We start from the raw sequence: 14,243 nt of genomic DNA on the forward strand, positions 1-14,243 counted from the left end.
TAGGAGCGGCGGTTCGCCGCTGCGACTTGCTTGCGAAGCAGTCGACACGATCCCGAATCCTTGAAGGAATCCATCCGTGGTAGCCGACATCGCCGCCCGTGACCGCCTGCAACCCTCGCTGCTGGATCGTCTGACCGACGACGACCCCGGCAACCCGCAGGAGGCCCCGGACAAGCGCGTGCTGTCGCTGCAACAGCTCAAGGCTTCGGTGCTGCGCGACCTGGCCTGGCTGCTCAATACCACATCGCTGCTCGACAGCACCCGCACCCTGGATACCCCCGCAGGCACCTCGGTGATCAACTACGGCCTGCCCGCCCTGGCCGGCAACTGCGCGTCGAACATCGACCTGCTGGCCCTGGAGCGCATCATTCACCAGGCCATCGCCACCTACGAACCACGCATCCTCGCCCACACCCTCAAGGTGCGGGCCCTGGTCGCGCCCGGCGAAATGAACGCCAACGCCCTGAGCTTCGAGATCGAAGGCGATCTCTGGGCCCAGCCTGCGGCCTTGCCATTGCTGCTGCAGACCGACCTGGACCTGGAGTCCGGCCAAGTGCACGTGGCCCCCGCCGATCGCCGGAGACGCGCATGAACCCGCGCCTGCTCGAGCTGTACAACCAGGAACTGCGGCACATCCGCGAGAGTGCAGCGGAGTTCTCCCGCGAGTACCCGAAGATCGCCGGACGCCTCACACTGTCCGGCATCGATTGCGCCGACCCGTATGTCGAGCGCCTGCTCGAAGGCTTCGCGTACCTCACTGCACGCGTGCAGCTCAAGCTCGACGCCGAGTACCCGACCTTCACCCACAACCTGCTGGAAATCGCCTACCCGCACTATCTGGCACCGACGCCCTCGATGACCGTGGTGCAGTTGCAGACCGACCCCGACGAGGGCTCGCTCAGTGCCGGCTTCCCGCTGCCACGTGGCAGCGTGCTGCGGGCCAACCTTGGCCGCGACTCGCAGACTCCCTGCGAATTTCGCAGCACCCAGGACGTGACCCTGTGGCCGCTGCAGGTGGCCCGCGCCGAATATTTCGGCAACCCCGGCACCGTGCTCGGCCGCCTCGCCGCCAGCGAACCCAAGGCCCGCGCCGCGCTGCGCCTGACCCTGCGCAGCGGTGCCGAGATCCCGCTGTGCAGCCTGCCGCTGACGCACTTGCCGCTGTACCTCAACGGCGCCGACGAAACGCCCTACCGTCTCTACGAACAACTGCTGGGCAGCGCCTGCGCCGTGTTCGCCCGCCAGCCCGGCGCTGATTGGGTCGAGCGCATCCCGCTGGAGCAGGCCCTGCGCCCCTGTGGTTTCGATGACAGTGAAGCCGCATTGCCAGTGGTGCCGCAGGCGTTTCAGGGCTACCGGCTGCTGCAGGAATACTTTGCCCTGCCGCAGCGCTTTCTATTTGTCGATTTCGCGGGCCTGGAACGGGCGGTCAAGCGCTGCAACGGGCAGGAGCTGGAGCTGCTGGTACTGTTCGAGCGCTTCGACTCGACACTGGAAAGCAGCGTCGGCGCCGAGCGCCTGGTGCCCTTCTGCACCCCAGCGATCAACCTGTTCCCGCGCCGTGTCGACCGCATTCACTTGACCGACAAGGTCAACGAACACCATGTAATCGCCGACCGCACCCGCCCTACCGATTTCGAGATCCACTCGCTGCAGCACGTCACCGGCCACGGCACCGGTGCCGACCAGGAGTTCCTGCCCTTCTACGCCGTGCGCGACCCCTCGCGCTATGGCCGCGATCAGGCCTACTACATCGTGCGCCGCGAGCAACGGGTGCTGTCGAGCGAACAACGGCGCAACGGCACGCGCTCGAGCTACATGGGCAGCGAAACCTTCATCAGCCTGGTCGATGGCCAACAGGCGCCGCACCGCCACGACCTGCGCCAGCTGGGTATCAGCGCGCTGTGCAGCAACCGCGACCTGCCGCTGTTCATGAGCGTGGGCGACGGGCGCAGCGACTTCAGCCTCGCCGACAGCGCGCCCGTGTCTGCCGTACGTTGCCTGGCCGGCCCCAGCCGCCCCAAGGCCAGCCATGCCCATGACAACCGCGCGTGGCGCCTGATCAGCCAACTGTCGCTGAACTACCTGTCGCTGACCGAGCAAGGCCAGGGCGCAGCCGCCCTGCGCGAACTGCTGCGCCTGTACGGCGATAGCCAGGACAGCGCGCTGCACCTGCAGATCGACGGCCTGCGCGAAGTCACCAGCAAGCCCTGCACCCGCCGCCTGCCCATGCCCGGCCCGATCGTCTTCGGCCGCGGCCTGGAAATCACCCTGGAGTTCGACGAAAACGCGTTCCGCGGCACCGGTGTGTTCCTGCTCGGCGCGGTGTTCGAACGCTTCCTGACCCGCTACGTGTCCATCAACAGCTTTACCGAAACCGTTCTGCGCACCCGCGAACGCGGCGAGATCATGCGATGGAAAGCCAAGCCCGGACGCAGGCCGACCCTGTGAACACACTCGAGGCCATGCAGGCCGAACCCTGGGCGTTCGACTTCTTCCAGGCGCTGCGTCGCCTGGAGGCCGAGCACCCCGAGCTGCCACGCTTCGGCCACGCCCAGCGTTTGGCCGACGAACCGGTGCGCCTGGGCCAGCGCCTGGACTGCAGCTTCGCCCCGGCCACGCTGGCGTCGGTGACGCAAAACGACGAAGGCCCGGCACGCCTGGAGCAGTTCTTCTTCGGCCTCGGTGGCCCCAACGGCCCCTTGCCGCTGCACCTGACCGAGTACCTGCGTGAGCGCCAGCGCAACCACGCCGACCACACCAGCAAACGCTTTCTCGACATCTTCCATCACCGCCTGCTGAGCCTGTTCTACCGAGCCTGGGCCGAAGCACGACCGACTGTCAGCCACGACCGTCCCGGCGATGACTACTGGGCCGCACGCCTGGCTGCCCTGAGCGGTCGCGGCCAACCCGAGCTGCAGGCTCAAGGCCCGCTGCCGCATACCGCCAAGTTGCACTACTCCGGCCACCTCGCCGCGCAGACCCGCTACCCCGATGGCCTGTGCAGCATCCTGTCGGGCTACTTCGGCGTGCCGGTGCATGTCGAGGAGTACGTCGGCCAGTGGCTTGAGTTGCCCGAGCGCAGTCGCCTCGGCGTGGACGCCAATCGCCTGGGTGTGGACCTGTGCCTGGGCCGCTACGTCTGGGATCGCCAGCACAAGTTCCGCCTGTGCCTCGGCCCGCTGACGCTGGAGCAGTACCACGCCCTGCTGCCCGGCGGGCAGGCCTTCATGGAACTGGCGGCCTGGGTCGCCGAGTACCTGGGCCACGAGCTGGACTGGGACCTGAACCTCATTCTCGCGCGCGAGCACGTGCCCGCGCTGGGACTCGATGCCGGCAGGCGCCTGGGTTTCGACACCTGGCTCGGCCGTCCACAACACGATGCCAACGACCTCAAGCTCGCTCGCTACTACGCCGCGCAGCCGGTCCAACCGCCATGCACAAGGAGTCAGGAACATGGGTGAAATCAGCCGCGCCGCGCTGTTCGGCAAACTCAACAGCGTCGCCTACAAGGCCATCGAGGCCGCCACGGTGTTCTGCAAGCTGCGCGGCAATCCCTACGTGGAGCTGGTGCACTGGCTGCACCAACTGCTGCAGTTGCAGGACAGCGACCTGCATCGCATCGTGCGCCAGTTCAATGTCGAGCCGGCACGCCTGGCCCGCGATCTGACCGACGCCCTCGATCGCCTGCCACGGGGCTCGACTTCGATCACCGACCTGTCCTCGCAGGTCGAAGAGGCAGTGGAACGCGGTTGGGTCTACGGCAGCCTGATGTTCGGCGAAAGCCAGGTGCGCACCGGCTACCTGCTGGTCGGCATCCTCAAGACCCCGAGCCTGCGCAATGCCCTGCTGGGTCTGTCGAGCGAGTTCGCCAAGCTCAAGGTCGAGGCCCTGAGCGAGCGTTTCGACGAGTACGTCGGCGACTCCCCCGAGAACAATCTGGCCGCCAGCGACGGCTTCACCGCGGCAGCGCCGGGCGAAGCCAGCGGCGCCGTGGCCCCCGCTGCGATGGGCAAGCAGGAGGCACTCAAGCGCTTCACCGTGGACCTGACCGAGCAGGCACGCAGCGGCAAGCTCGACCCGATCGTCGGCCGCGACGAAGAGATCCGCCAACTGGTCGACATCCTCATGCGTCGCCGCCAGAACAACCCGATCCTCACCGGCGAAGCGGGCGTGGGCAAAACTGCCGTCGTCGAGGGCTTCGCCTTGCGCATCGTTGCCGGCGATGTACCGCCCGCGCTCAAGGATGTCGAGCTGCGCAGCCTGGATGTCGGCCTGCTGCAGGCTGGCGCCAGCATGAAGGGTGAGTTCGAGCAGCGTCTGCGCCAGGTCATCGAGGACGTCCAGGCCTCGCCCAAACCCATCATCCTGTTCATCGACGAAGCCCACACCCTGGTCGGTGCCGGTGGGGCGGCCGGGACCGGCGATGCCGCCAACCTGCTCAAGCCAGCACTGGCCCGTGGCAGCCTGCGCACCGTGGCAGCGACCACCTGGGCCGAGTACAAGAAACACATCGAGAAGGATCCGGCACTGACCCGCCGCTTCCAGGTGGTGCAGGTCGATGAGCCGAGCGAACCAAAGGCGCTGCTGATGATGCGCGGCGTGGCCTCGACCATGGAGAAGCACCATCAGGTGCAGATCCTCGACGAAGCGCTGGAAGCCGCGGTCAAGCTGTCGCACCGCTACATCCCCGCCCGGCAGTTGCCCGACAAGTCGGTGAGCTTGCTCGATACCGCCTGCGCACGCGTGGCCATCAGCCTGCATGCGGTGCCCGCAGAGGTCGATGACAGCCGTCGGCGTATCGAGGCGCTGGAAGTCGAACTGCAGATCATCGCCCGCGAAGCGGCCATTGGTGTCGCCACCGAGCAACGCCAAGCCCAGGCCGACACCCTGCTGACCGAAGAGCGTCAGCGCCTGCTGGAGCTGGAAAACCGCTGGGCCGAAGAGAAAGCCCTGGTCGATCAGTTGCTGGCCACCCGTGCCCAGTTGCGTGAGCAGGTCGGGGTGGTCGATCAGGAGGTCGATGCCCAAGGCAGCCATGCGCTGCGCGAACAACTCATCGACTTGCAGCAGCGCCTGGGCACCCTGCAGGGCGAAAGCCCGCTGATCCTGCCGACCGTCGACTACCAGGCCGTGGCTTCGGTGGTTGCCGACTGGACCGGTATCCCGGTAGGGCGCATGGCACGCAACGAGATCGAGACGGTGCTCAACCTCGACAGCCACCTGGGCAAGCGCATCATCGGCCAGGACCACGCCCTGAAGATGATCGCCAAGCGTATCCAGACCTCCCGCGCCGGCCTCGACAACCCCAACAAACCCATTGGCGTGTTCATGCTTGCCGGCACCTCGGGCGTGGGCAAGACCGAGACCGCCCTGGCGCTGGCCGAGGCCATGTATGGCGGCGAGCAGAACCTGATCACCATCAACATGAGCGAGTTCCAGGAAGCGCACACCGTCTCCACCCTCAAGGGCGCACCGCCCGGCTATGTCGGCTACGGCGAAGGTGGCGTGCTGACCGAGGCCGTGCGCCGCCGCCCCTACAGCGTGGTGCTGCTCGACGAGGTGGAAAAGGCCCACCCCGACGTGCACGAGATCTTCTTCCAGGTGTTCGACAAGGGCGTGATGGAAGATGGCGAAGGGCGCCAGATCGATTTTCGCAACACCCTGATCCTGCTCACCACCAACGCCGGCACCGAGCTGATTGCCGATATCTGCAAGGACCCGCAGACCCTGCCCGAACCGGATGCGGTCGCCACCATGCTGCGCAAGCCGCTGCTGGAGATCTTCCCGCCCGCGCTGCTCGGCCGCCTGGTGACCATCCCCTACTATCCGCTCAGCGACGCCATGCTCAAGGCCATCACCCGTCTGCAACTGGAGCGCATCCGCAAACGTGTCGAGGCCACGCACAAGGTCGGCTTCGCCTACGACGACGCGGTGGTCGAGCTGATCGTCTCGCGCTGCACCGAGACCGAGAGCGGCGGGCGAATGATCGACGCGATCCTGACCAACGGCCTGCTGCCGGACATGAGCCGCGAGTTCCTCACCCGTCTGCTCGAAGGCAAGCCGCTGGCCAGCGTCAGTATCGGCGCGCGTGACAACGAACTGCACTATGACTTCAGCGCGGCCTGAGTCTCGCGCATACAGGAACATCCATGCTGTTCACGCAACTGACGCGCCTGGCGCAGATCAACAGCCCCCTGGGGCCGAACGTGCTGATCCTCAGCGAGATGGGCGGCAGCGAAGAGCTCGGCCGCCTGTTCGACTACGAGCTGCAGTTGACCAGCGACGACGCGGCCATCGACCTCAACCAGCTGCTGGGCAAACCCATGAGTCTGTCGCTGCAGATGAGCGGCGGGGGCTCGCGCCACTTTCATGGCATCGTCGCGCGCTGCAGCCAATCGGTCGATCGCGGGCAGTTCGCCAGCTACCGCGTCACCCTGCGGCCCTGGCTGTGGCTGCTGACACGCACCAGCGACTGCCGGATCTTCCAGCACCTGAGCGCACCGCAGATCATCAAGCAGGTGTTCCGCGACCTGGGGTTCTCGGACTTCGAGGACGCCCTGAGCCGCAGCTATCGCGAGCGCGAGTACTGCGTGCAATACCGCGAGACCAGCTTCGACTTCGTCAGCCGGCTGATGGAAGAAGAAGGCATCTACTACTTCTTCCGTCATGAACAAGAACGCCACGTCCTGGTGATGGCCGACGCCTATGGCGCGCACCAGAAGGCGCCGGGCTACGAGTCGGTGCCGTTCTATCCGCCCGACGGCCAGCACCGCGAGCGCGACCACATCAACGACTGGCACCTGGCGCAGGAGGTTCAGCCCGGCTCGCTGGAACTCAACGACTACGATTTCCAGCGCCCCAGCGCACGGATCGACGTGCGCTCGGCCATGCCACGCCCGCACCAGGCCGGCGACTACCCGCTGTACGACTACCCCGGCGCCTATGAGCAGACCCAGGATGGCGAGCACTATGCGCGCACCCGTCTCGAGTCGCTGCAGAGCCTGCATGAACGCGTGGAGCTGCGCGGCAACGCCCGTGGTCTTGGCAGTGGTCATCTGTTCAGCCTCAGCGGCTTCTCCCGCCAGGACCAGAACCGCGAGTACCTGATCGTCGCGGCCCGCTACTACGTGGTGCAGGAGCGCCTCGAAACCGGCGGCGGCAGCGGCTCGGCGCAGTTCGAGAGCAACCTGAGCTGCATCGACGCCCAGCAGAGCTACCGGCCGGTATCGAGCACCCTGCGCCCGCTGGTCAAGGGCCCGCAGACCGCCGTGGTGGTCGGCCCCAGCGGCGAGGAGATCTGGACCGACCAGTACGGTCGGGTGAAGGTGCACTTCCACTGGGACCGCCACGACCAGTCCAACGAGAACAGCTCGTGCTGGATCCGCGTATCCCAGGCCTGGGCCGGCAAGAACTGGGGCTCGATGCAGATCCCGCGGATCGGCCAGGAAGTGATCGTCAGCTTTCTCGAAGGCGACCCCGACCGGCCGATCATCACTGGCCGGGTGTACAACGCCGAGCAGGCGGTGCCCTACGACCTGCCCGGCAACGCCACCCAGAGCGGCATGAAGAGCCGTTCGAGCAAAGGCGGCAGCCCGGCCAACTTCAACGAGATCCGCATGGAGGACAAGCGCGGGCAGGAGCAGTTGTATGTGCATGCCGAGCGCAACATGGACACGGTGGTGGAGCAGAACGAAACGTTGTCGGTGGGCATAAGCCGGACCAAGAGCGTCGGAATGGTGGAGATGGTGACCATAGGCCAGGATCGAGTACGCGCAGTACGCCATCACGATACCTTGCTGGTTGGCGCCAGCAAGACCGACAGCATCAGCACCACCTACCTGATGGAGGCCGGGGAAAAGTTGCGTCTGGTGTGCGGCGACAGTGTGCTGGAGCTCAACGCCAACGGTCACATCAATCTCACAGGCGTACGCCTGAACATCAACGCCAGCGAACATGCACAGATCAATACCCCCAACGGCACGCTCGACCTGAACATCGGTGGAGCAGCAGGCACCACGCCGGGCAGCCATGGTGACAAAGGCAGCATCGACGGTCGGGTCAGCGACAAATTCCCGCGCCAATGACGGACACCCGAATCATGAACTATCGCCTCAACGAATTTCGCTTCGACCTCCCAACCGATCAGGTGCGAGATACCAGCATCAACATCCTGCGTTTCGAGACACTGGGCACCTCACTGGTAGTCAGCCGCAGCCTGTTGAACGAAGGGGAAACGTTGCAAAGCAACTTCGACGACCAGATCCAGCGATTGCGCCAGCAGGTGCTGGATCTGCGCTTGCAGCCCCCCCGGCCGGTGAAGCTGGGAGCAGAGGGAAAACTGGAAGGCATCGAGTTGCAGAGCCAGTTCACCAAGGGCAAAGAGAAGGTTTACCAATATCAACTGGCGCTGTTGCTGCCGGGCTCGCGCAAGATGCTCGCCCTGAGCTACGTGAAGCCGCAGCCATTGGGTGAGGAGGAAGCGGCGCACTGGGCGGCTCTCAAACAGTCGCTCGACTTCGACAACCTCGGCTGAACGACAACCATGTCCGACGCACTCTGGGCTGCGCGCGAAGGCGACGCACTGATGCACACCTCGATGATGGCCGACATCGTCGGCGGTGTACTCGAAGTCGCCGCCACCATCGCCATCGGGGCCTTGGCCACGGCTGCGGTCGGGGCTGCGCTTGGCATCACTGCTGCTACCGGTGGTCTGGGCTGCGTTGTGCTGGGCGCGGTCGTGGGGGTGGTGGTCGGCGTGGCAATGGCCAGCACTGGAGCTGACACCGCACTGAGTCGGTTCTGCGAAGGTATAGGTAACGCGCTTTTTCCACCGACAGTGCAGGCCCACATTGCCAGTGGTTCGCAAAATACCTACATAAACTCAAAACCTGCAGCCCGGGCTGCAGGTGTGGTGTTGCCTCCTCCTGCCGCTGGCCAGGCTGATGAAGGAGAAGAAGAGCAAGAGCAAACCTTCCTCGACATGACGAAGGCGTTCTTCTCGCAAATGTGGCGGCCTACCGTAGCCTCGCCAGCCCCGAACACCGAACCTGCGGACGATGACAAGGTGCTGTGCACCAAGCATCCGGCGATGCCTCCCCAATATATCGCCGAGGGCTCTGGCAAGGTCAGCATCAATGGCCAACCAGCGGCGCGCAGTGGCGATCGCAGCACCTGCGACGCGGTGATCGTCGACTCCGGCCTGATATCGGACAACGTGCGCATTGGTGGCGAGAAAATCGTCGTACGAGAGATCCGCAGCGGCAAGACGCCAGGCATAGGCTTGGCCATCACCGCGCTGATGATGTTGCGTGGCCGTGGGGGCAAGTTCTACAGCAAGTTTGGCTGCATGCTGCTCGGTGGCGCCGCGAGTGTCGTCAGTAGCCAGGTGACGGGGGCACTCACACGTGCCATAACCGGTGCACCCAACCCGGTGCATGCAGCCACTGGCGCGAAAGTGTTGAGCGGCGAGCAGGAGCTGGACTTCACACTACCGGCGCTGATGCCACTGGTCTGGCAGCGCTTCTATAGCAGCCTGGACGAACGCCAGGACGGTTTGCTCGGCAGAGGTTGGAGCGTTCCCTACGAAGTCTGCGTGAACCTGATCGCCGATTCGGATGACGGAGAACGCCTGCTGTACACGGATGAGCAGGCGCGGATCATCGATATGGGCACGATCCCCCCCGGCGACGCAGTATTCAGTGCCGGCGAAGGTTTGAGCGTAAGACGCGCGGCTGATGGCGAGTTGTTGATCGAGGATATGGACGGCCTCTATCGATTATTCGAACCCTCCCCAATAGATCCCCAACGCCTGCGCCTGCGCCTGTTGGGTGACCGCAATGACAATCGGGTGCACCTTCGGTACGACGAGCATGGTCGCCTGATCGGGCTCGATGACACGTACGGCGCTACCAGAATGGAATTGCGCTATAGCTCCCGATGGCCCTCTCGCGTCGCCCAGATTGTTCGCGTGTACAGTGACGGGAGCAACGAACCGCTGGTTGTCTATGACTACGACGCGTTCGGGGAGCTGGCTGAAGTCAGGGATGGCAGCGGCCAAGTGCAGCGGCTTTTCGTCTATGGTGAACACCGACGGCTGATTGAACACCGGAACGCGTCGGGATTACGTTGTCACTATGAGTGGCAAGCCCTCGGCGATGAATGGCGCGTCTGTCGGCACTGGACTTCCGAGGGTGATCAATACCAGTTTTCCTACGACCTGATCGCTGGGCTGACCCATGTTACGGACAGCCTGCAACGCACTCATACGCATCGCTGGAACAACCAATATCAAGTCGTGGAACACACCGACGCCCTGGCGAACACCTGGCATTTCGAATGGAACGATGAACGTCAGCTGTTGGGCGCGGTAGACCCTCAAGGCGGACGCTGGCAATACTTCTATGATGAATCCGGCAACCTGACCGAGACGGTGGATCCGCTCGGGCGCAGCGAATCCACGTATTGGCTGGAACATTGGGCGCTACCCAGAGAGCAAGTCGACCGCGCTGGGAATCGCTGGAAATACCGCTATGACCCGCGTGGCAACTGCACCCGTGAAGAAGACCCTGAAGGACATCTGACGCGGTTTCGCCATGACCATCACGGCAGGATGGTCGAGATGGTCGACGCTGCGGGAAAAACAAGATCACAGCGCTGGAACGACCTGGATCAAGTCATCGAGACAGTCGATTGCACGGGCTCCGTTACTCATTACAGCTACGACCACCGCGGCCATCTAGCACAGGTGACGGATGCAGAGGGCTGCACGACTCGATACAGCCATGACGCACAAGGCAGGTTGCAGTCCATCACTCGGCCAGACGGTACGCACGAGCAGTACCAGCGTGCAGCCGATGGCGCCCTGATTGCCCATGTGAACGCGACTGGCCATACCACGCGCTACTCATACACGGCACGCGGACAGCTCAGCCGCCAAGTTGACGCGGCCGGCCGTAGCGTGCGTTTCGAGTACGATCACTACGGCCGACTGGTAGAGCTCGTCAACGAAAACGGCGAAGCTTATCGATTCTCCTGGGACGCGTGTGACCGCCTGGCAATGCAACGCGATCTGGGGGGTAGTCACAAGACCTATAGCTATGACGCTCTGGGCAATCTGATACGGCTGGTGTTCCACCCAGCGCCAGAGAGCCCCGATACTCCTGTCGCCCACCAGCTCGAACGCGATGCCATCGGTCGGCTCGTGGCCAAGATCACCTCCGATGGCCGCACGGAGTACCGGTTTGATGCCTTGGACCAGTTGCTCGCGGTGCAGACCATTGCCCTGGACGGCAACTCCCAGACGCTGAGCTATGTCTATGACAAGCTGGGGCATGTGCTCGAGGAGCACACACCACATGGCACACTTGGCTATTCCTACGACGAGCTGGGTAATCAGACCAGGCTCATTCTTCCCGATGGTCGTTCGATCAACCGCTTGATGTATGGCTCGGGTCATCTGCATCAACTGAACCTCGATGGGCACGTCATCGCCGACTTCGAGCGCGATCGGCTGCATCGAGAAATCAATCGTACCCAGGGACGCCTGCTGTACCGCAGCGATTACGACCAACTGGGTCGGCTTCGCAGCCGTGGCAATCACGCAAGCGATCCGACATCCGCCACTTTGGCTAACGCACGTCGGCACTACAGCTATGACGGCGCCGACAATCTGATCCAGGTGGAGGAGTTTCACGCCACAGGCAACACGCTTGAGACCATTGCCTACGACGTTACGGCCAGGGTGCGCTCAAGCTATGCCTCATCTGGTGGTCGTCAAGAACAGTTCAATTACGACCCCGCCGCAAACCTGCTCGACGGAATCAACAACTCTTCGGTTCAGTACAACCAACTGCTGAAGTATCAGGACAAGCGCTATCGCTACGACGGCTTCGGGCGCCTGATTGAAAAGGTCAGCAGCGCACGAGGCGTCCAACGCTTTCGCTACGACGCTGAGCACAGACTGGTGGAAGTCCGCACCCTGCATGCCGGTCGAGAAACCTGCGTAAGGATGCACTACGACCCACTAGGCAGACGCGTTGCCAAGGAACAATACGATGTACGCGGCCTTCTGCTGGGAAGAACCGACTTCCTGTGGGATGGCCTGCGTCTGCTGCATGAGCGCCGCAACGGTCGAAACAGTCTGTACCTGTATGCAGAATCTGGCCACGAACCCCTCGCACGTGTCGATGGGAACGGCGCCCATCAACGCGTACTGCATTTTCACAACCACCTCAACGGTCTGCCATATCGTCAGACGGACGAAGATGGACAGACACAATGGGAAGCTACCTATCGGGTGTGGGGCAACACTGCCGCCGAGCGCTGCAACCCAGACCAGGGCATGGAACAGAACCTGAGGTTCCAAGGCCAGTACCTGGATCGAGAGACCGGGCTGCATTACAACACCTTCAGATTCTATGATCCCGACATCGGACGCTTTACCCAGCCGGATCCGATAGGGTTGGCGGGGGGGTGGAACCTTTACCGCTATGCTCCCAATCCGTTTATGTGGATTGACCCGCTAGGGTGGGAGACTGTCCTCTACCGCTCCATGAGCATGGAAGAATATAACAGACTTATGCGAACCGGCACGTGGACATCGAATGGCACCATGGAAGGAAAATGGTTTGCTGAGTCATACAAAGATGCTGTGACATGGGGTAAGACGATGGGCCACGGCGGAGACTTCAAAATCGTTCAGGTCAAGGTTCCTGACAAACTTGCCAATGCAGCGTTCTCCTCCAGCAATTTGGACAGTATTGGCAAAGCCAGATACATAGAAATTGCAGATTTGAATCGTGCTCGCATCAAGCCACGTTGGACGCGGGGTATCTCTTGTGGAAAGTGATCAACCAATGAACAGACCTGTTCACGTAACCATATACTGGCGAAATGTAAGTGACGGCGGTAAGGCCCAGCTTCCCCTCAACCACCCCTACTACGTCATCACCGCTCCGATTGAAGGCCCTGACGGCTCACGGGCGGCCTGGAGTGTTGTACTTGAGGTCACGAAGAATCACCAATCACGTGACAGCAGAATAGGAACCGGAACCGCGCGCTTCCTTGCCCCCAATGCCCCCAGGGACCTGTTATGCCCTGGCAGTACGCTGGAAGTCTACGAGGGACGACGGGCCGTAGCGCGCCTCGAGTTTGACGCCAGGGGGACGCCCACCTGAACGCCCTCAAGTCGGCCAAGATCTATCTGCGCAATTCGGGCATCAGCAAGCTCAGTATCAGAAGATGCCGGTCGGGTACTCGACGAACATGGGAGCTTCGTTGCCGTCGTCGTTGTAGCGGTCCTGCCGTACCGCGTTGTTTGCCCGAATTCCATGGGCATCCGATCTCGCAGGCAGACCACATGAGCTATCTGAAATAAAAATATGAACATCATCCAAACGATTGTGCAGCAACACGCACTGATGGCTCTGCGTATCCCTACCGGTTGGTCGATCTCGAAAAATGACTTCGTCGATATCGGCCCTGACATTCTGGAAACAATCGACGATGAGCATGTGCGCTTTCTGGTCACACAGAATTTTTTCGCCGATAACATATTCATGGCGAGCAGTGAGCGAACACTCGATAGCGGCGTCCCTATTTCCGCCACTTTGGACATCTGGTGCAGAGCACCGGATGAAGAACGCATGATCGAGTATCAGGCTTCGATAAATGTGTACAAAGGCAAGAAGAAAACGTCTATTTTCTCACTGACCTGCACCACTGAAAATCGTTATGAAGCACGAGAGAGGATTGATCGCTGGGCCACCGCATTCACGTGGAAAGTCCTGTTTGAATTTGAAAGTGCAGGATTGCCGATCGAGCATTACTTTTCAGCCGAGCAACATCATTGAACAGGCCTGTTCATGTAATCATATACTGGCGAAATGTAAGTGACGGCGGTAAAACCCAGTTGCCCCTCAACCAACCCTGCTACGTCATCACCTCCCCGATTGAAGGTCCTGATGGCTCACAGGCCGCCTGGAGTGTTGTACTTGAGGTCACTGAAAATCACCAATCACGTGACAGCAGAATAGGAACTGGAACCGCGCGTTTTGCAGCGTTTCACCAATCAGGGTCTGGCGCCGAGCAGCTCGCGCTCGTCGGACTGGAGCTATCCGGTGGATTTCTGGACAGGGGCAAACGGCGTGGACGCCGTCGCAATGGAATATTGGTTCGGCGACTATCCGCAACTTTTGGCGCAATAGCCTTGAAACGAAACAGCCCCGGCAAATGCCGGGGCT

At 62.4% G+C, this 14,243-nt stretch carries 9 protein-coding genes; all 9 read left to right on the forward strand.

Features of this window, described 5'->3' with window-relative positions:
* Window positions 1–76 precede the first annotated feature (76 nt).
* The 9 genes from tssE (at window position 77) to HU729_RS22440 (ending at window position 14,207) form a co-directional block, all read left to right on the forward strand.
* Window positions 77–592 (forward strand): type VI secretion system baseplate subunit TssE, encoded by a 516-nt coding sequence (tssE, locus tag HU729_RS22400; protein ID WP_186665671.1) that lies wholly within the window; start codon window positions 77–79, stop codon window positions 590–592.
* Window positions 589–2,451 carry a type VI secretion system baseplate subunit TssF gene (gene tssF, locus HU729_RS22405; protein WP_186711591.1) on the forward strand — a complete coding sequence of 621 codons (1,863 nt, stop codon included), beginning with the start codon at window positions 589–591 and terminating at the stop codon, window positions 2,449–2,451. Before tssE ends, tssF begins: the two co-directional genes overlap by 4 nt.
* On the forward strand, window positions 2,415–3,464 hold the full coding sequence (gene tssG, locus HU729_RS22410; protein WP_186665667.1) for a type VI secretion system baseplate subunit TssG: 1,050 nt from the start codon (window positions 2,415–2,417) through the stop codon (window positions 3,462–3,464). The genes tssF and tssG overlap by 37 nt, the downstream gene beginning before the upstream one ends.
* Window positions 3,457–6,129 (forward strand): type VI secretion system ATPase TssH, encoded by a 2,673-nt coding sequence (tssH, locus tag HU729_RS22415; RefSeq protein WP_186711592.1) that lies wholly within the window; start codon window positions 3,457–3,459, stop codon window positions 6,127–6,129. Before tssG ends, tssH begins: the two co-directional genes overlap by 8 nt.
* 23 nt (window positions 6,130–6,152) lie before the next feature.
* Window positions 6,153–8,087: a type VI secretion system tip protein VgrG gene (locus HU729_RS22420; protein ID WP_186711593.1), complete on the forward strand. Its 1,935-nt coding sequence runs from the start codon at window positions 6,153–6,155 to the stop codon at window positions 8,085–8,087.
* Window positions 8,088–8,101: 14 nt separating this feature from the next.
* Window positions 8,102–8,536: a DcrB-related protein gene (locus HU729_RS22425; RefSeq protein WP_186711594.1), complete on the forward strand. Its 435-nt coding sequence runs from the start codon at window positions 8,102–8,104 to the stop codon at window positions 8,534–8,536.
* A 9-nt stretch (window positions 8,537–8,545) separates the two neighbouring features.
* Window positions 8,546–12,850, forward strand: coding sequence for an RHS repeat-associated core domain-containing protein (locus tag HU729_RS22430; protein ID WP_186711595.1), 4,305 nt, complete (start codon window positions 8,546–8,548; stop codon window positions 12,848–12,850).
* Window positions 12,851–13,382: 532 nt separating this feature from the next.
* Window positions 13,383–13,853, forward strand: coding sequence for a hypothetical protein (locus HU729_RS22435; RefSeq protein WP_186711596.1), 471 nt, complete (start codon window positions 13,383–13,385; stop codon window positions 13,851–13,853).
* 201 nt (window positions 13,854–14,054) lie between these two features.
* On the forward strand, window positions 14,055–14,207 hold the full coding sequence (locus HU729_RS22440; RefSeq protein ID WP_186711597.1) for a hypothetical protein: 153 nt from the start codon (window positions 14,055–14,057) through the stop codon (window positions 14,205–14,207).
* Window positions 14,208–14,243 lie beyond the last annotated feature (36 nt).

Source organism: Pseudomonas sp. RW10S2, assembly GCF_014268985.1.
GTDB classification, from domain to species: Bacteria; Pseudomonadota; Gammaproteobacteria; order Pseudomonadales; family Pseudomonadaceae; genus Aquipseudomonas; species Aquipseudomonas wayambapalatensis.